Raw genomic sequence first — 17,225 nt, 5'->3', positions numbered from 1 at the left:
GCCCGCCCCCTCGCGTAAGGTCCCTGAACGTGGATCTCTTGCGCCACCTGCGTCTTTTCGTCACCGTAGCCGAGGAACTGCACTTCAGTCGGGCCGCCGACCGGCTGGGCATGGCTCAGCCGCCGCTCAGCCAGGCCGTACGCAGGCTGGAGAAGGAGCTCGGCGCCGAGCTGTTCGACCGCGCGCACCGCCGGATCCGGCTGACCGCCGCCGGGGTGGTGCTGCTGGACGAGGCCCGCGAACTCCTCACCCGTGAGGAGCGGTTGCGGGTGCTGGCCCGGCGTGCCGGGGACGGTGGCCTGGGGACCCTGCGCGCGGGCGTGCCGCCCGACACCACGGCCGCCGTGCTGTCCGCGCTGCTCGCCGGATGTGCGGAGCGCTCTCCGGGGCTGTCCGTCGACCTGCGGGAGGCCACCACGGAGGAGCAGGTGCGACTGCTCGCCTCCGGCGGACTCGACGTCGGGCTCGTCCACCAGCCCGTGGACGCCACCGGATTGCGGCTCGGTCCCGAGGTCTCGGTGGATCTGGGAGTCGTCCTGCCCCGCACCTCGCCGCTGGCCCGGCTGCCCGAGGTGGCGCTCGGCGAGCTGTCCGGCCACGATCTCGTGCTCTTTCCGCGGGCCCACGCCCCCGGTTGGTACGACCGGATTCTCGATGTCTGCCGCGGCGAGGGCTTCGTGCCCGGTCGTCTGCGGCATGCGTCCAACTCCGAGTTCCTGCTGGCCCTGGTGACGGCGGGGCACGGAATCGCCTTCGACCAGGGGCCGGTGGCTCGCAAGGAGCCCCGCGTGGCCTGGCGGCCCCTGGCGGGCTGTCCCCTCACCCAGCGACTGAGCGGGGCGTGGCCCGCCGGCCAAGCCGCCCACCCGGCCGCGCGCCCCTTCGCGGAACTCGCGGCCGACGTACTGACCCGGGACCGCACCGCAGCCCCGAGCCGGGACGACCGGGGCCGCCCCGCGGCACCGGGGAGAGCGGACGGGGCTCACCCTGAGGACGAATCAACCCGCCCGTGGTCGGTCGTGTACGCCGAGGGCGCGGTTCGCCGCGGATGACACCCCAAGGGGCCAACCACGGCGAACCGCCGCCGTATCAGCCGATGATGCGGTGCGTGGTCCAGAACGAGGTCAGGTCCGTGGTCGTGGCGGCCTGGGCGGCAGCCTTGAACTCGGCCGTGGTCGAGACGCCGTACCAGTGTGAAGTGGCGTAGTCCTTCAGCAACTTGGCCATGGCGGTGTCACCGAGAACGCGCCGCAGATCGTGCAGGGCGCACTTGCCGTATCCGTACACGACGGTGGAGTACCGGGACGAGTGGGCGTCCCAGTAGGCCATCGAGTTGGTGATGTTCTCCGCGGTCGAGGCCCAGGAGACGCTGTTCCAGCAGTTCGTGCCGGTGCTGCCCAGCGCCAGGTCGGTGGCGTAGTCGGTGAACGCCTCGTCGAGCCAGGGGCTGTTGTACTCGTCGTCGCCGACGATCCCGTAGAACCACTGGTGGCCGATCTCGTGGGTGAGCGCCGTGGTGCTGACCAGGTCGAGGACGAAGCCGGGGTACTCCATGCCGCCGAACCAGAAGTTGTTGTCGATCACGGCGTCCAACTCGCCGTACGGATAGGCGCCGAAGCGTCCGGCGTGGGCGTCCACCGCGGTCTTCGCGGTGGTGAGCATGGACTGTGCGCTGGACGAACTGATGCCGGAGACCGAGTAGATGTTGATCGGGGTGCCCGCGGTCGACGTACCGGAGATCTTCGTGAACGGGCCCGCCGCCCAGGCGAAGTCACGGACCTTGGACGCGGTGGCCGTGGTCACCGTGCGTCCGCTGGTGCCGGGGGTGTCGACCGAGGTGCCGGTGGCCGGGACCAGCAGGGTGGTCGGGTGGTCGAGGGTGACCTTGAAGTCGGCGGCCAGGGAGTAGAACGACTCGCCGTTGTTGGTGTACGGGTCCAGGTGCCAGCCCGAGCCGTCCTTGATCGCGAGGACCGGCAGCGCGTTGCCGATCATGCTGAACGCGCCGTCGTAGCCGAACCGGTCGGCGCCGCTGGGGACGGTGATCCCCAGGTCGAAGCCGATCGTGGTCGACTGGCCCTGCGCCAGCGGGGTCGGCAGGGCGATCTGGAGGGCGGTGCAGCCGACCGACAGGGCGCCCGCGGTGCCGCCGGTGACGTTGCTGACCGTGATCGGCATGGCGGAGCAGGTGCCGTGGTAGTTGTCCCACAGCCTCAGGTAGACCTCGCTGAGCGCGGTCGAGGAGGCGTTGGTGAAGGTGGCGCTCTCGTGGCCGGTCCAGACGGTGCCGCTCGTGTTGCTGCTCAGGCTGACGGTGTACGAGGGTGCGGCCGGCGTGCGCGTGGAGTCCGCCGGCGGGGTCGTGGCGCCGGAGGTGTCGAGGGCGATGTCGTCGAGGACGAAGCTCGTCTGGAGGCTGGAGTCCTCGGTCCCTGTGAAGGCGAGGCTCACGGTCTGGCCCGCGAACGTCGACACGTCGAACGACTTCTGGACGTAGCCGGTGGCCTTGTTGAGGTTCGAGTACGTCGCCAGTGTCGTACTGCCGATCTTCGCCGTCAGCTTGTCGTACGCGGTGGACGAGGTCGTCTCGGCGGTGTCGATGTGCAGCCAGAAGGTGAGGGTGGCACTGCTGCAGCCGGACGGGATCGTGACGCTCTGCGAGAGGGTGTCGGTGTGCGTACTGCCGACACCGTTCAGCCAGGCGAAGCTGGTGCCGCCGTGGGCGCTCTGCCCGGAACGGCTGGTGATCACCGTCGACGACGACTGGGTCCAGGGCGAAGTCCCGCTCTCGAAACCACCGTTGGTGACCACCTGGGCCGGGGTGCAGTCGGCGGCCAGTGGTGCCGCGGGCGGCGCGGCTGCCGCCGGGGTGACGGGGAGCAGGGTGGCGGCCAACGCGATGACGCCGAGTGCGCCCGCGGCGAAGGCCTTGTGGGGGGTCGGTCTCACACGAAACTCCTTTGAGGCGGCCGGGATTGCGGCCTGCTCGGTGGCCGCCCTGACGGCTTGGGTGCGCCGGGGACGGCCGAGGGCTGCGCGCATCGCTCACGCGATCGCTGGGGTGAGATTTTTTGTCGCGTCTCCCTGGGGTCAGGGCGACGGCTGCGGGAAGCCTGGCAGATTTGACCGGAGCATGCCATCAGGGGCGGGTAAAAGTGTTCACCGACCTACATCGACCTACATTGACCTGAAGTGCTCGGACTCGGCGATCAGCGGTCCGGGTACGCGGCGTGCCGGCCGAGCTGCCGAGCGCAGGCGTCCCGGGCCGGGGCGGACAGCAGGTCGCCCGCGCCGGCGAACAGCCGGTACAGGTACGGGCCGTACCGCCCGGCCAGTTCCTCGTTGTGGGCCAGTACGTCGAGTTCGTTGGCGGCGCTGATCTGCAAGAACGCTCGCAGGTCCGCCTCGGCCGGAGTGTGCTCGCGGCCGGTGAAGCGATCACGGAAGACCACCGGCCGATCGCGCCCGATCCGGGGGTAGACGACACCGCGGTCACAACTCGCGTACAGGTACACCAGCGCCTCGGCCCGGTCACCGATCGCCTCCGCCAGGGTCGCCCGCTCGGCGACCGGCAGCAGGTACTGGTCGAAGCCGTCGGTCCCGTATGTGGCATGACACAGCCCCGCCGCCTGGACCGCGGGGGAGTCGCCCCAGTCGGCCAGGAGCCGCCGGACGCGGCCGAGGTGCGCCAGCAGGGTGCCGCCCGGATGCGGCATCTCGGCGGTTCCCCGCGCACGCAGGAAGGCTTCGGCACGCGACCACCGGGATGCGTCACAGTCGCCGGTCACTTCAGTCCTGTCCGTCGCGTCAGTCATGTCACGAGTTGTATGCGGGACATGACGCCGCGGACAAGCCCCTCCCGAAGTCTCGGCAGGCCACTGAGAGACTCCCACCATGGAGACGAGTACGGGGACGGACCGGATACGGCTGGGACAGGGACAGCGACAGGGACAGGGGCTGCGGGGAACCGGGGCGGGCCCTTCCATGGATTGGGCGCTGCGGTCCGCGGAGCAGGCGGACGTCGAGGTGATCGCCGAGCTGCGGGCGACGGTGATGCGCCCGGACCTGGAGCGGTTGGGCCGGTTCGACGAACACCGGGTCCGCCGGCGGCTGCGGGATTCCTTCTCCCCGGGGCACACGTCGGTCGTCATGGCCGACGGCGACTTCGCGGGCTGCGTCACGCTGAGGCCGGCCGAGGACGGGCTGTGGCTGGAGCATTTCTATCTCGCCCCGGGCTTGCACGGCCGGGGGCTCGGTTCGGCTGTCCTGCGCACCCTGCTGGACCGGGCCGACGCCGACGGCAAGCTCGTCCGTCTGAACGTCCTGCAGGGCAGCGCCGCCCGGCGGCTGTACGAGCGCCACGGGTTCACCGTGGAGGTTCAGGACCCGGTCGACGTCTTCATGGTGCGACGGCCGGGCGCGGGCGTCCTCGGCCCGTGAGACCCATGAGGCCCGTGAGACCCGTGGTGAGGCCGTGAGGGGAGAGGCCGTTCCTAGGCCGCGTTGCGCCAGACCTTCACGTCCAAGGTGGCGTACGTCGTCCCGGACGACCCCCGGTACGTCACCAGTCCCACATGTCCCGTCCCGCTGATCACGCACATCTGCTGGCCGACGGTGAGGTCCTTGACCCAGACGTAACTCTTGTAGCCGGTCGCCGCCTTGCACGCGTCCACGCCGCCCTGCCGACCCACGGGCAGCAGGGCCAGGGAGCTGCCGGAGTCGGTGCCGGGGGCGAGGACCGCGCCCGAGGAGTAGACGGCGTACGTCAGATCTTCGTCGGAGGTCCCGGTGTCCGCCTTGGACCGTACGGGAGTGTCCGCCAGGTACAGGTCGTGGCTCGCGGTCATCCGGATCCCGGAGTACGCCACCGGGACGGGGGCCGTCGGGGGCGCGGGCTTGCTGGACGCGGCGGTCGGGGGAGCCGAGGTCGCGGTCCGCGTGGGCGTCGGGGGGCCCGAAGGGCTGGGCGGCAGAGCGGACTTGGACGGCTTTGGCTTCTTCGAGGTCCGGGGGGACGGGGAGCTCGACGTCGACGGCGAGGCCTTGGCGGCCGTGGCCGACTGCGACGTGGCCACGTTCTGCGCCCGGTTGTCGTTCTTGTCGCCGTCCCCCGGAACGAGCAGCAGCGCGGCGGCCGCCCCGCCGGCGACGAGTACGACCGCGGCTGCCGACAGCACCCAGCCCCGGGCCTTGCGACCCTTGGCGTCCGTGCCCACCGAGGAGGTCTGTGCGGCGGCCGGCTCCTGCGACTGCGGCCAGGGGGGCGGAGCGTACGGACCCGGCGCGGCGCCCGGCCCCATCACGAAAGGCCCGGGCAGCGCGGCATGGGGCGGTGCGGTGGGGGAGTAGGCCATCGGGGGCCCGAAAGCACCGGGACCGGTGGGACCGCCGGGGCCGAAGGCGCCGGAGCCCGCGGGTCCGAAAACCCCCGAAGCCCCCGATGCCCCGGAGGCCCCTGAAGCGTGAGCGTCCGAAGCCGCCTCCGCCCGAGCCCGGTCGGCGCCTTCGGCCCGAGCCGCGATTCCCGCCGCCAGCTCGCCCGTCAGCCACGCCCCGGACGTGGACCGCGCTTCGGCACCGAGATCCGCCTGGATCGTCTGGACGGAGCGTATGACCTCCTCGACGGAAGGCCGCTCGGCGGCGGGCTTGCGCAGACACCGCGCCACCAACTCCCGTATCTCCACCGGCACACGGCTGAGATCGGGCTCCTCGTGCACCACCCGGTAGAGCACCGCGTGCGGATCACCGTCCCCGAAGGAGCCGCCGCCCGTCGCCGCGAACACCGCGGTCTGCCCCAGCGCGAACACGTCGGCCGAGGGCATGGCATCCCCGCCTAGTACCTGCTCCGGCGCCATGTAGGCGACGGTTCCGAGGGCCATGCCGCTCCTCGTCACCGACGTGGCGTCCGCGGCCCGCGCGACACCGAAGTCGATGACCCGCGGGCCGTCCGCGGCGAGCAGCACGTTCGAGGGCTTGAGGTCCCGGTGCACGATGCCCTCGCGGTGCACCGCCTGCAGGGCCTCCGCGACACCGGCGATCAGCCGCAGCACCGTGTCGACGGGCAGCGGCCCGTGATCGCGTACCGCGTCGGCGAGGGAGGGTCCCGGCACATAGGCGGTCGCACACCACGGCATCGATCCCGCCGTGTCGCTGTCCACGACCGGAGCCGTGTAGAGCCCGTGCACCCGGCTCGCCGCGGCCACCTCGGCCTGGAACCGCTTGCGGAACTCGGCGCTCTCGGCCAGCTCGGGCCGGATCACCTTGACCGCGACGGCCCGCCCGCCCGGCGTGTGCGAGAGATAGACCCGTCCCATGCCGCCGGACCCGAGCCGTGCCACCAGGCGGTAGCCGCCGACGACCTGCGGATCGCCGTCCTCCAGAGGCTGGAAACTTCCCGCATCGGGCCCACCGTCGCTCAACACGCCCCACTCCACCCCGAGATCTGCTCTGTGGTGTCCCATTGCATCACGGACCCCGTCAGCCGCGTGAAGACGGCCGCCGACCTCATGACCGGGCTCCGCATGCCCGGGATCGACGCGATGCCATGGGCCGACGTCACTGCCTGCCTGTTTCGGCCAACTGGCCCCGGACGGCTTCCAGTCGTTCCGCCAGCGGTGCGGCGACCCGGCGGAGTTCTTCCAGGTCGGTACGCGTGTCGAGCTGTTGGCTGAAGATCTGCGTCCGGCCTTGTTCCAGCAAGGTCGTCGCGTGCTCTGCCGTGCTGGCCCGCAGAGCGACGGCCACTGCCTCGGTGGCCACGCCGGCGGTGAGGGAGAGCCCGTGTTCCTGGTCGTGCCGGTGCAGATCGCGGGCCGTGACGTGGCCGAGGAGGCCGACCGCCAGCAAGTAGTGGTGCAGGGCCGTGGGCCAGTCGTCGGACTCGACCAGAGCGACAGCGGTCAGATGAGCCGCCCGCAGGCGCCACAAGGGCGATGCCGTGAGGGAGGAGGTGGCCTGCGAACACTGTCCGATGAGTTCGGCCAGCGCCTCCCGGTCGCCGTTCAGCCGGTACAGATCGAACAGGGACCAGCCCAGATTGACCGCGAACGTCGCACGGTTCGAGTCGGTGGCGCGAGCGCCGGTGACAGCGGCACGTCCCGCGGCTACGGCTTGCACCAGGTCATCGGCCTGCTGGAAGACGGAGTACCTCGCACGCAGGGCGCGGCCGAGGCTGTTGTGCAGGATCGGCCGCGCCGGGTGACCGCTGTCGCTCAACTCGACGGCCCGCCTGGCGTTGTCCACCGCGTCATCGAGTACGGCGGTGTCGCGGGTGAGGCGGAACAGGGCGAGTTGCGCACCGCACAGATTGGAAAGGTAGGACACCGAACGGATGTCGGTGCCCGAGTCGCCGACCACGAAGTCGAGCACGGCGATGGCCTCGCGTAGATCCGCTTCGTCACCGGTGCGCTCGAAACGGTCGTACAGGGCGGCGCTGAGATTGTTCCGGAGAGTCCCCCAGGCCTTGTGATCACGGGATTCCGCGTAGACGGCGGACCGCTGGACTTCGATGGCCCGGTCGAGGGCCGCCGTGTGCCCGCTGCGTTGAAAGAGGCGGTACAACTGGACGAAGTAGTTGTTCAGCCGTTGCGCCCGGTCGTGACGGTGGGGATCGAGGTCTTCGATCGAACGCCGTCCGACGGCCATGGCACGGCGCAGCGGCTCGGTGTCACCCGTGATCATGAACTCCTCGTGCAGCGCGGACATGAGGTTCTCGGCATGCGTCCCGAAGAACAGGTGTTGTCGGCGCGTCATGTCGACGGCGCGTTGCAGGTGTCCGATGGCCTCACGGAGGTCGTCGCGATCGTGGTCCCGCCGGTAGCGCCGCAGGAGTGTGGCGCCGCAGTTGCCGGCGGCCACGGGAAGGTTCGGGTCGTCGGGACCCCTGCGCCTGTTCCGTGAAGTACGCGTCTCCATGGCGTCGTTACTGCGCATCCAGGACGACGACCGGTACATCCTGGTGCACTCGCCCTACCGCCCCGACTCCTACGGTCCGCCCGGTGGCGTGATCAAATACCATCCCGCGGCGCGCCCGGCTCTCGACCGGCTGCGGTTTCGCGAGGAGCTGCGGGTGGACCAGCGCATGCGCAGCGATCTGCGGGGCTTCCTGCCGGGTCGGGCACTGCCCGGATTCGTCCGCTGGTTCGACCGTCAGGAGGATCGCGAGTCGGCGCTGGAGTGCGTCCGCCGCGAACTCGCCGAGGAGCTGGCCGAGATCGATCACCCGAAGCTCGCCGTCGGCATCGACCGCCTCCATTTCACCCACGTCCGGCATGTGGTGGACGGCCCGCTGAAGGTGCCCGGGCGGCCCTACCGCGTGGTCCGGCTCTTCGACATCTGGGACCTCAGCCTCGACACCCCCGAAGGCATCCGGCTGCGGGACGCCTTGACGGCACTGGCCTCGGACCCCTCGGATCGCGGCGTGCTCGTGGCGACGGCGGACGACATCGTGCACGGTCGCCGTCAGCGTTCCTATCTGGCACCGCACGCGGCCTACTTGATGGGGGAGAGCCGCTTCCACGCCGATCTGCCGCCCCTGAATTCCTGAGCCCGGACGGCCGGCGCAGCTACGGCGGGCGGTCGTCCGTGTGAGCGCGCGTCGCGGATCGTCGCACCGCCGCGGTCCCGGCGACCACGACGACCACGATGAGCCGTCCCGGCGGCCAGGGCGGTGACGCCTGCCGCGGCGACCCCGGCGCCGGTGCCCGCGAGTGGGCCGCCGGCCGATGAAGCGGCAGGCCGAGCCCCCGTGCCGAAACCGAAGATTAGGCATCCTTCCGGAGCGCCTACCCTTGAGGGATGACCAGCAGCAGCGACCGGAGTCAGGCAGTGGACGTTCAGGAACCCAAGACCTATGAGGTACGCACCTACGGGTGCCAGATGAACGTCCACGACTCCGAACGGCTCTCCGGGCTCCTCGAAGGCGCCGGTTATGTCCGCGCGCCCGAGGGGGCCGACGGTGACGCGGACGTCGTCGTCTTCAACACCTGCGCCGTGCGGGAGAACGCCGACAACAGGCTGTACGGCAACCTCGGCCGCCTCGCGCCCATGAAGACGAAGCGCCCCGGGATGCAGATCGCCGTCGGCGGCTGTCTGGCGCAGAAGGACCGCGACACCATCGTGAAGAGGGCGCCCTGGGTGGACGTCGTCTTCGGTACGCACAACATCGGCAAGCTGCCGGTCCTGCTGGAGCGCGCCCGCGTGCAGGAAGAGGCGCAGGTCGAGATCGCCGAGTCCCTGGAGGCGTTCCCGTCCACGCTGCCCACCCGCCGCGAGAGCGCGTACGCGGCCTGGGTCTCCATCTCCGTCGGCTGCAACAACACCTGCACCTTCTGCATCGTCCCGGCGCTGCGCGGCAAGGAGAAGGACCGCAGGACGGGCGACATCCTCGCCGAGATCGAGGCGCTGGTCGGCGAGGGTGTCTCGGAGATCACGCTGCTCGGGCAGAACGTCAACGCGTACGGCAGCGACATCGGCGACCGGGAGGCGTTCAGCAAGCTGCTGCGGGCCTGCGGGCAGATCGAGGGCCTGGAGCGGGTCCGGTTCACCTCCCCGCACCCCCGTGACTTCACCGACGACGTCATCGCCGCCATGGCCGAGACGCCGAACGTGATGCCACAGCTGCACATGCCGATGCAGTCCGGTTCGGACCCGATCCTCAAGGCCATGCGCCGGTCCTACCGCCAGGACCGCTACCTCGGGATCATCGAGAAGGTGCGCGCCGCCATTCCGCACGCGGCCATCACCACCGACATCATCGTGGGCTTCCCCGGCGAGACCGAGGAGGACTTCGAGCAGACGATGCACGCGGTGCGTCAGGCGCGCTTCGCACAGGCGTTCACGTTCCAGTACTCCAAGCGCCCCGGCACCCCGGCCGCCACCATGGAGAACCAGATCCCCAAGGAGGTCGTCCAGGCGCGCTACGAGCGTCTCGTCGCCCTCCAGGAGGAGATCTCCTGGGACGAGAACAAGAAGCAGGTCGGCCGCACCCTGGAGCTGATGGTCGCCGAGGGCGAGGGCCGCAAGGACGGCGCCACCCACCGCCTCTCCGGCCGCGCCCCCGACAACCGCTTGGTCCACTTCACCAGGCCCGACCAGGACGTACGCCCCGGCGACGTGGTCACCGTCGAGATCACGTACGCCGCTCCGCATCACCTGCTCGCCGAGGGCGCCGTCCTGGACGTGCGCCGTACGCGCGCGGGGGACGCCTGGGAGAAGCGCAACGCGGCCGAGGCGTCGAAGCCCGCCGGTGTGATGCTGGGGCTGCCCAGGATCGGTGTCCCGGAGCCGCTGCCCGTGGCCACGGGCAGCGGGTGCGGCTGCGACTGACCTCGGGCCAGGGAGGGCCCTCGACCGGCCGTGCGGGGTTACGCTGCCGATCATGCTTGTAGCCGCCGCAGTCTGCCCCTGTCCGCCGCTGCTCGTCCCCCGGGTCGCCGCCGGTGCGGCACCGGAGCTGGCCGCCGCGCGCGCCGCCTGCACGGACGCCCTGGGCGTGCTCGCCGCCTCGCGCCCCGACCTGCTGGTCGTGGTCGGGCCCGCCGGACAGAGCGGGCGCGGGCCGTACCCGGAGGGTGCGCCGGGCTCGTTCCACGGGTTCGGTGTGGACCTCGACGTACGCCTCGGGGAAGGCGTGTCGCTTCCCAGGGCGGCGGAGCGTCCGCTTCCGCCCTCGCTCGCCGTCGCCGCCTGGCTGCTGGAGCGCACGGACTGGTCGGACGCCCCCGTCGAAGGGCTCGGCGTGGGGGAAGCTCTCGAGGCCGAGCGGTGCGTCCAGGCCGGAGCGGGGATCGTCACGCGGGCCGACCGGGTGGCCCTGCTGGTGATGGGCGACGCGAGCGCGTGCCGCACGCTCAAGGCGCCCGGCTATCTCGACAAGCGCGCGGCGGGCTTCGACGAGGAGGTCGCGCGGGCGCTGGGAGCGGCGGACGTGGCGGCCCTGAAGGCGCTGGACGCCGAGCTGGCGTACGAACTGAAGGTCTCCGGACGCGCCCCCTGGCAGGTCCTCGCCGGCGCGGCCGAGGGCGCGGACCTGGGCGGTGCCCTGCTGTACGAGGACGCGCCGTACGGGGTGGGGTACGTGGTGGCGGCCTGGTCCTAGGGCTCAGCCGGGAGAGCGGTGGGCCGACGGTACCGAGCCCGGACACGGCGGACGGCCGGGAGCCCGGTGTGCTCCGCGGCCGTCCGCCGATGTGTGCCTGCGCGCACGAGTACGTGTAACGGTCATGCGACACCGATCACGCGATACCGATCACGCGATACCCGTACTGCGATACCCGTACTGCGATACCGATGTATGCCCTTCAGGGCGCCGGAGGCGGTGGGGGCGCGTCCGGCGGCGGTGTGGCGTCGCCGGTCTCCTTGTGGTGGGCGAGTCGGTCCATGGCGCCCTTCGCCTTGCCCGTGCCCGTCTGGATCTTGTCGCTGTACTTGCCCTTGGTCTTTTCGTCGACCACCTTCGCGGCCTTGTCGAGACCGTGAGTGACCTTGTCCCCGTGCTGTTGCGCGAGGTCCGAGACCTTGTCCTTGGCGGGTGCCAGCTTGGCTTTCAAATTGTCCAGGAGACTCATGGTCCACCTTCCCTCGCGGGACAGTTACGTGCGGGCGTTCTCGCCGGCCTCGTTGTCGGCGGCCTTCTCGGCGGTCTGCTGCTGGGGGATCTCGACGTCGTCCTTGGCGGTGGCCTCCGCGGGCTCGGTCGCCGCGGCCCCGCCTTCGTCCGCGGAGCCCCCCGGGCTCTCGGCGCCCTCGGACTTCTCGGACGAACCCTTGGCCTCCTCCGTCACCTCCGCCTCGGTATCGGCCGTTCGCGTGTCGACCTGCACCGCGGCGGTTGACGCCTCCTCCGTAGCCTTCGACCTTCCAAGAAGTCGTGCAAAAACGCCCATATCCACTCCATACGTTACTCGTGAGAGCGAAATCCCGCGTCACCCGGTGCGTCCCATTGCGTCGCACGGGTCACCGGTTCTCGAAAACCGGCGGCTGGAACCTCGCAACTGGCAACGACCCCGGGCCCGTGACGTCACGTAGCTCGTTCGAGGAGAGGCCCCGACGTTTGCAAGACTGGGGCGGTGAGTAGCGCACCCCCCGCCCCCCGGGTCATCGCCGTCGTAGGACCGACCGCCGCAGGAAAGTCCGATCTGGGCGTTTACCTCGCCCAACGGCTCGGCGGCGAGGTCGTCAACGCCGACTCCATGCAGTTGTACCGAGGGATGGACATCGGTACCGCCAAACTGACGCCGCAGGAGCGCGGCGGGATTCCGCACCACCTCCTGGACATCTGGGACGTGACCGTCACGGCCAGCGTCGCCGAGTACCAGCGGCTCGCCCGCGCCCGCATCGACGCGCTGCTCGCCGAGGGCCGCTGGCCGATCCTGGTGGGCGGCTCCGGGCTGTATGTCCGCGGAGCCGTCGACAACCTGGAGTTCCCCGGCACCGACCCCGAGGTACGGGCCCGGCTGGAGGAGGAGCTCGCGCTGCGTGGCTCCGGAGCGCTGCACGCGCGTCTGGCCATGGCCGATCCGGAGGCCGCGCACGCGATCCTGCCCAGCAACGGCCGCCGTATCGTCCGCGCCCTCGAGGTCATCGAGATCACCGGAAAACCCTTCACCGCCAACCTCCCCGGCCACGACTCCGTCTACGACACCCTGCAGATCGGCGTCGACGTCATGCGCCCCGAGCTCGACGAGCGCATCGCGCGCCGCGTCGACCGCATGTGGGAGGCGGGGCTCGTCGACGAGGTGCGCGCGCTGGAGGCGGAGGGCCTGCGCGAGGGGCGTACGGCATCGCGTGCGCTCGGGTACCAGCAGGTGCTCGCGGCGCTCGCCGGGGAGTGCACCGACGCCGAGGCGCGCGCCGAGACCGTACGCGCCACCAAACGCTTCGCCCGGCGTCAGGACTCCTGGTTCCGGCGCGATCCCCGGGTGCACTGGCTGAGCGGCGCCGCGGCGGATCTCACGGAACTCCCGCGGCTCGCGCTGGCGTTGGTCGAACGACCGGTCACAGCCTGATCACGTCATGGCATCGGGACGCCCCGGCCGCCGTCCGGGCCTCCGGCGTCGTGCCATCATCGAGCTTCGATCGACCAAGTGGAGTCCGAGTTGGGAGGGTGCGTGGTGATGGAGGCCGGCCCTCGCGACACCGCACAGGACGCGGAGCACGACACCGCGCCAGAGCAGCAGCCGCAGCAGCCGCTCGAACGTCAGGACCTCGTCATCGATCGTCTGAGCACTGACGGAGACCGACTGAGCGACGACGGCGAGCGGCTGAACGGCGACGGTGAGCGACTGAGTTCCGACGGGGCCCCGCTGAGTTCCGACGGGCCCGACGAGACTGTCGGCGGCGTGACCGCCGACGGACCGGAACCGGACGAGATGGTGCAGCCCGAGGTCGAGGTCGAACTGCGCCCGCAGCGTCGACTTCGGATCTGGCAGCTCGCGCCGATCGTGATCCTGGCCGCGACGGGCTCGCTGATGTTCGCCTTCCCGCTGGCCTTCGAGTTCGGTGACGGCGGTGCGGTGGTCGCCATGCTCGGCCTGCTGATCTGCTCGTGCGCCGCGGGCTGGGGCATGATGGCCGCCCGCCGGGTCGGCTACACCTGGCCGGGCCTTCCGCCGCGCGGCTCCGGCCGCCGCCTGGACTGGCGTGTCGTGCTCGCGTACGTCGTGGTGGTCGCGGTGGTGGCGGTGCTCGCCGTCGGGCGCGTCGCCCGCCTTCGCTGAGGCCCGCCTCGGCCGGGGCCCCAGCGGGACCGGGGTGTCGGACCGACCCCGTAGGATCGAGGGATGAGCACGCGGATCGCCTTCCTCAAGGGACACGGGACCGAGAACGACTTCGTGATCGTCCCGGACCCGGAGAACGCCATCGACCTGCCCCCGACCGCCGTGGCCGCCCTGTGCGACCGCCGCGCGGGCATCGGCGGCGACGGTCTGCTGCATGTCGTACGGTCCGCCGCGCACCCCGAGGCCCAGGAGATGGCGGCCGAGGCGGAGTGGTTCATGGACTACCGCAACGGCGACGGTTCGGTCGCGGAGATGTGCGGCAACGGAGTGCGGGTGTTCGCGCGCTACCTCCAGCGCGCCGGACATGTGACCGAGGGAGACATCGCGGTCGCCACCCGCGGGGGCGTGAAGAGCGTGCATCTCGCCAAGGACGGTGACGTCACCGTCGGCATGGGCAAGGCGGTCCTCCCCGAAGGGGACGTCACCGTGAGCGTCGGCGAGCACAGCTGGCCCGCGCGCAACGTCAACATGGGCAACCCGCACGCCGTCGCTTTCGTGGACGACCTCGCGCACGCCGGCAACCTCTACACGCCGCCGCCGTTCGCTCCGGCCGCGGCGTACCCGGACGGGGTGAACGTCGAATTCGTGGTCGACCGGGGGCCGCGTCACGTCGCCGTGCGCGTCCACGAGCGTGGCTCCGGGGAGACCCGCTCGTGCGGCACGGGCGCCTGCGCCGTGGCCGTCGCGGCGGCCCGCCGTGACGGCGCCGACCCGGCCGTGACGGGCACTCCGTCGACGTACACCGTCGACGTGCCCGGCGGCCGCCTGGTGATCACCGAGCACCCGGACGGCGAGATCGAGATGACCGGCCCCGCGGTGATCGTCGCCGAGGGCGAGCTCGACGCGGAGTGGCTGGACACCGTCCAGCTCTGAGTGGACGTCCCGGACGATGTCGTAACCCTCGTTCCTTCCAAAACCTCGCGTCCGTAAACCCCCTGAACCTTCGCTCGAATGGGTGATCCGTTTCACGCTCGGCGAGAGGCGGTCAGCCGGGCGTGGTGGGCTCGGTAGCATCAAGCACCGGCCCGGACGGGGGAATCGACACCAACCCCTGTGCCGTGTACGCCCTGGGGCACCCCGTCCGCCGGTCTACGCAGCCGGAGGTGCCCATGAGTGCGGAGGCGACGAACCCCGCGACGCCAGCCCCTGCAACGCCCTCCCCCAAGCTCTCGGCTTCTCCCCCACTCTCGACTTCGCTCGAGCGGGGGGACCCCCATGAGCAGGGGGTATCCCCATCGCACCGCAAGAAGAGCCGTCCGCGGATCGATCTACGCCGCATCGGCCGTGCCGCGCTGCTCGGCACGACATCCCGCGACCGGCTGCCCGACGCGATCGGCCACGTGGCCGAGGCGCACCGAGCCCACCACCCCGACGCGAACCTGGAACCGCTGCGCCGGGCCTATGTGCTGGCGGAGTCCTCGCACCGCGGCCAGATGCGCAAGAGCGGTGAGCCGTACATCACCCATCCGCTCGCCGTGACCCTGATTCTCGCCGAACTCGGCGCGGAGACCACGACGTTGACCGCCTCCCTGCTCCACGACACCGTCGAGGACACGGAAGTGACGCTCGATCAGGTGCGCGAGGAGTTCGGCGACGAGGTCTGCTATCTCGTCGACGGCGTCACCAAGCTGGAAAAGGTGGACTACGGGGCGGCCGCCGAGCCCGAGACGTTCCGCAAGATGCTGGTCGCCACCGGCAACGACGTCCGTGTGATGTCGATCAAACTCGCCGACCGCCTGCACAACATGCGCACGCTCGGCGTCATGCGCCCCGAGAAGCAGGCGCGCATCGCCAAGGTCACCAGAGACGTGCTGATCCCGCTCGCCGAACGGCTCGGCGTCCAGGCGCTCAAGACCGAGCTCGAGGACCTCGTCTTCGCGATCCTGCACCCCGAGGAGTACGAGCACACCCGGGAACTGATCGTCGACAACGCCTCACGCGCGAGCGACCCGCTCGCCGAGATCGCCGAAGAGGTGCGCGCGGTCCTGCGCGACGCCGGGATCCAGGCCGAAGTACTCATCAGGCCACGGCACTTCGTCTCCGTGCACCGCGTGTCCCGCAAACGCGGCCCCATGCGGGGCGCCGACTTCGGACGCCTCCTCGTGCTCGTGAACGAGGACGCCGACTGCTACGGGGTCCTCGGCGAACTGCACACCTGTCTCACTCCGGTCGTCTCGGAGTTCAAGGACTTCATCGCGGTCCCCAAGTTCAACCTGTACCAGTCGCTGCACACCGCCGTCGCGAGCGGCGACGGCGAGATCGCCGAAGTGCTCATCCGCACCCACCAGATGCACAAGGTCGCCGAGGCCGGGGTCATCGCACTCGGCAATCCCTACGCTCCGCCTACGGAGGAGCAGCCGGACGAGCAGTCCGAGGGCCGGCCGGACGGCGTCGGCGGACGCCCGGTGGACGGCGAGCGGGTGGACCCCACCCGCCCCGGCTGGCTCTCCCGGCTCCTCGACTGGCAGGAGGGCGCTCCGGACCCGGACACGTTCTGGTCCACGCTGCGCGAAGACCTCGCCCAGGACCGCGAGATCACCGTCTTCCGCGCCGACGGCGGCGCGTTGGGCCTTCCCGAGGGCGCCAGTTGTGTGGACGCCGCGTACGCCCAGTACGGCGAGGACGCGCACGCCTGCATCGGCGCCCGCGTCAACGGCCGCCTGGCGACGCTCAGTACGGTCCTGAAGGACGGCGACACCGTGCAGCTCCTCATGGGCCAGGACCCGGCCTCGGAGCCCTCCAGAGAGTGGCTGGAGCACGCGCACACGCCCGCCGCGCGGATCGCCATCCAACGCTGGCTGGCCGCGCACCCCTCGCCCGCCGACACACAGGACCCGGCGGTCCGGGAAGCCCCGGACACCACCGAGACCCCGGCCGCGGCCCCCAGGCCGTCCGTCGAGGCTCGCGCGACCCGCCCCTCGGACGCATCCGCCGCCCGCCCCAACGGCACCCACACCGCCCGCCCCGCCACCGCGAACGCCGTCGTCGACCAGCCCGGCGCCTCCGCACGTCTCGCGGGCTGCTGTACGCCCGTACCGCCCGACGAGGTGACCGGCTTCGCCGTACGCGGGGGAGTGGTGACCGTCCACCGCGTGGAGTGCGCCGGAGTGGCGCGCATGAAGAGCTCGGGGCGCGCGGAGGTGGAAGTGCGCTGGGGCGACACCGCCGAGTGCCGGGTCACGCTGGTCGCCGAGTCCTTCGGGCGCCCGCATCTGCTCGCCGACCTCACCGAAGCCATCGCCCTGGAGGGCGTCGCGATCGTCTCGGCGACCGTGGAACCCCCCAGCCAGCAGCGCGTACGCCACACCTACACGCTCCAACTTCCGGACGCGGCCCACCTTCCCGGGCTGATGCGCGCGATGCGGAACGTGCCGGGCGTGTACGACGTGAGCCGGGCGCAACACGCGGCGGCTGCCGCGCAGTAGCACCCGATCGGGTGGGCCCGGC

Annotated in this window: 15 protein-coding genes; 9 read left to right on the top strand and 6 right to left on the bottom strand. The window is 71.1% G+C overall.

Features of this window, described 5'->3' with window-relative positions:
* Nucleotides 1-38: 38 nt before the first annotated feature.
* Nucleotides 39-1,052, top strand: coding sequence for a LysR family transcriptional regulator (locus OG568_RS15955; RefSeq protein ID WP_329536366.1), 1,014 nt, complete (start codon nt 39-41; stop codon nt 1,050-1,052).
* 37 nt (nt 1,053-1,089) lie between these two features.
* Here the strand turns inward: OG568_RS15955 and OG568_RS15950 are convergent, their stop codons facing one another.
* Both OG568_RS15950 and OG568_RS15945 read right to left on the bottom strand, forming a co-directional pair.
* Nucleotides 1,090-2,949, bottom strand: a complete 1,860-nt coding sequence (locus tag OG568_RS15950; protein ID WP_329532065.1) for a M1 family metallopeptidase — start codon at nt 2,947-2,949, stop codon at nt 1,090-1,092.
* 260 nt (nt 2,950-3,209) lie between these two features.
* Entirely contained in the window at nt 3,210-3,815 is a 606-nt protein-coding gene (locus tag OG568_RS15945; RefSeq protein WP_329532064.1) for a DUF6817 domain-containing protein, read from the bottom strand.
* A 169-nt stretch (nt 3,816-3,984) separates the two neighbouring features.
* On the opposite strand from OG568_RS15945, the gene OG568_RS15940 reads away from it, so the two are divergent.
* On the top strand, nt 3,985-4,440 hold the full coding sequence (locus tag OG568_RS15940) for a GNAT family N-acetyltransferase (RefSeq protein ID WP_329536365.1): 456 nt from the start codon (nt 3,985-3,987) through the stop codon (nt 4,438-4,440).
* 53 nt (nt 4,441-4,493) lie between these two features.
* Here the strand turns inward: OG568_RS15940 and OG568_RS15935 are convergent, their stop codons facing one another.
* Both OG568_RS15935 and OG568_RS15930 read right to left on the bottom strand, forming a co-directional pair.
* Complete coding sequence (locus tag OG568_RS15935) at nt 4,494-6,422, bottom strand: serine/threonine-protein kinase (RefSeq protein ID WP_329532063.1); 1,929 nt, start codon at nt 6,420-6,422, stop codon at nt 4,494-4,496.
* Between the two features lie 133 nt (nt 6,423-6,555).
* Nucleotides 6,556-7,914, bottom strand: coding sequence for a hypothetical protein (locus OG568_RS15930; protein ID WP_329532062.1), 1,359 nt, complete (start codon nt 7,912-7,914; stop codon nt 6,556-6,558).
* Here OG568_RS15930 and OG568_RS15925 point away from each other — a divergent pair.
* From OG568_RS15925 to OG568_RS15915, 3 genes are all read left to right on the top strand, one after another.
* Nucleotides 7,913-8,545: an SMODS-associated NUDIX domain-containing protein gene (locus OG568_RS15925; RefSeq protein WP_329532061.1), complete on the top strand. Its 633-nt coding sequence runs from the start codon at nt 7,913-7,915 to the stop codon at nt 8,543-8,545. The two genes, OG568_RS15930 and OG568_RS15925, sit on opposite strands and share 2 nt — an antisense overlap.
* Before the next feature lie 251 nt (nt 8,546-8,796).
* Complete coding sequence (gene miaB / locus OG568_RS15920; RefSeq protein WP_329532060.1) at nt 8,797-10,326, top strand: tRNA (N6-isopentenyl adenosine(37)-C2)-methylthiotransferase MiaB; 1,530 nt, start codon at nt 8,797-8,799, stop codon at nt 10,324-10,326.
* 52 nt (nt 10,327-10,378) lie between these two features.
* On the top strand, nt 10,379-11,098 hold the full coding sequence (locus OG568_RS15915; RefSeq protein WP_329532059.1) for a class III extradiol dioxygenase subunit B-like domain-containing protein: 720 nt from the start codon (nt 10,379-10,381) through the stop codon (nt 11,096-11,098).
* 202 nt (nt 11,099-11,300) lie between these two features.
* Here OG568_RS15915 and OG568_RS15910 read toward each other — a convergent pair whose 3' ends face one another.
* Together OG568_RS15910 and OG568_RS15905 are read right to left on the bottom strand one after the other, a co-directional pair.
* The gene (locus tag OG568_RS15910; protein ID WP_329532058.1) at nt 11,301-11,567 is read right to left on the bottom strand and encodes an antitoxin; all 267 of its coding nucleotides are present in this window, start codon (nt 11,565-11,567) and stop codon (nt 11,301-11,303) included.
* Between the two features lie 24 nt (nt 11,568-11,591).
* Nucleotides 11,592-11,783 (bottom strand): gliding motility protein, encoded by a 192-nt coding sequence (locus OG568_RS15905; RefSeq protein ID WP_329532057.1) that lies wholly within the window; start codon nt 11,781-11,783, stop codon nt 11,592-11,594.
* 285 nt (nt 11,784-12,068) lie between these two features.
* Here OG568_RS15905 and miaA point away from each other — a divergent pair, with 285 nt between their 5' ends.
* The 4 genes from miaA to OG568_RS15885 all read left to right on the top strand — a co-directional run bounded on the left by miaA (nt 12,069) and on the right by OG568_RS15885 (nt 17,203).
* Nucleotides 12,069-13,007, top strand: a complete 939-nt coding sequence (gene miaA / locus OG568_RS15900; protein WP_329532056.1) for a tRNA (adenosine(37)-N6)-dimethylallyltransferase MiaA — start codon at nt 12,069-12,071, stop codon at nt 13,005-13,007.
* Nucleotides 13,008-13,109: 102 nt separating this feature from the next.
* Nucleotides 13,110-13,718: a hypothetical protein gene (locus OG568_RS15895; RefSeq protein ID WP_443077868.1), complete on the top strand. Its 609-nt coding sequence runs from the start codon at nt 13,110-13,112 to the stop codon at nt 13,716-13,718.
* A gap of 63 nt (nt 13,719-13,781) precedes the next feature.
* On the top strand, nt 13,782-14,651 hold the full coding sequence (gene dapF / locus OG568_RS15890) for a diaminopimelate epimerase (protein ID WP_329532054.1): 870 nt from the start codon (nt 13,782-13,784) through the stop codon (nt 14,649-14,651).
* Between the two features lie 236 nt (nt 14,652-14,887).
* Nucleotides 14,888-17,203, top strand: coding sequence for a RelA/SpoT family protein (locus tag OG568_RS15885; protein WP_329532053.1), 2,316 nt, complete (start codon nt 14,888-14,890; stop codon nt 17,201-17,203).
* The last annotated feature ends 22 nt before the right edge of the window (nt 17,204-17,225 follow it).

The organism is Streptomyces sp. NBC_01450 (genome assembly GCF_036227505.1).
Classification (GTDB): Bacteria; Actinomycetota; Actinomycetes; order Streptomycetales; family Streptomycetaceae; genus Streptomyces.
The sequence above is the reverse complement of the archived record's forward strand: the minus strand, read 5'-3'. Positions and strand labels throughout refer to the sequence as shown.

Coding starts and splice junctions, on each gene's coding strand:
- OG568_RS15910 (WP_329532058.1), bottom strand. CDS start 11,567: ATGAGTCTCCTGGACAATTTGAAAGCCAAGCTGGCACCCGCCAAGGAC.
- miaB (WP_329532060.1), top strand. CDS start 8,797: ATGACCAGCAGCAGCGACCGGAGTCAGGCAGTGGACGTTCAGGAACCC.
- OG568_RS15925 (WP_329532061.1), top strand. CDS start 7,913: ATGGCGTCGTTACTGCGCATCCAGGACGACGACCGGTACATCCTGGTG.
- OG568_RS15930 (WP_329532062.1), bottom strand. CDS start 7,914: ATGGAGACGCGTACTTCACGGAACAGGCGCAGGGGTCCCGACGACCCG.
- OG568_RS15945 (WP_329532064.1), bottom strand. CDS start 3,815: ATGACTGACGCGACGGACAGGACTGAAGTGACCGGCGACTGTGACGCA.
- dapF (WP_329532054.1), top strand. CDS start 13,782: ATGAGCACGCGGATCGCCTTCCTCAAGGGACACGGGACCGAGAACGAC.
- OG568_RS15915 (WP_329532059.1), top strand. CDS start 10,379: ATGCTTGTAGCCGCCGCAGTCTGCCCCTGTCCGCCGCTGCTCGTCCCC.
- OG568_RS15940 (WP_329536365.1), top strand. CDS start 3,985: ATGGATTGGGCGCTGCGGTCCGCGGAGCAGGCGGACGTCGAGGTGATC.
- OG568_RS15885 (WP_329532053.1), top strand. CDS start 14,888: ATGAGTGCGGAGGCGACGAACCCCGCGACGCCAGCCCCTGCAACGCCC.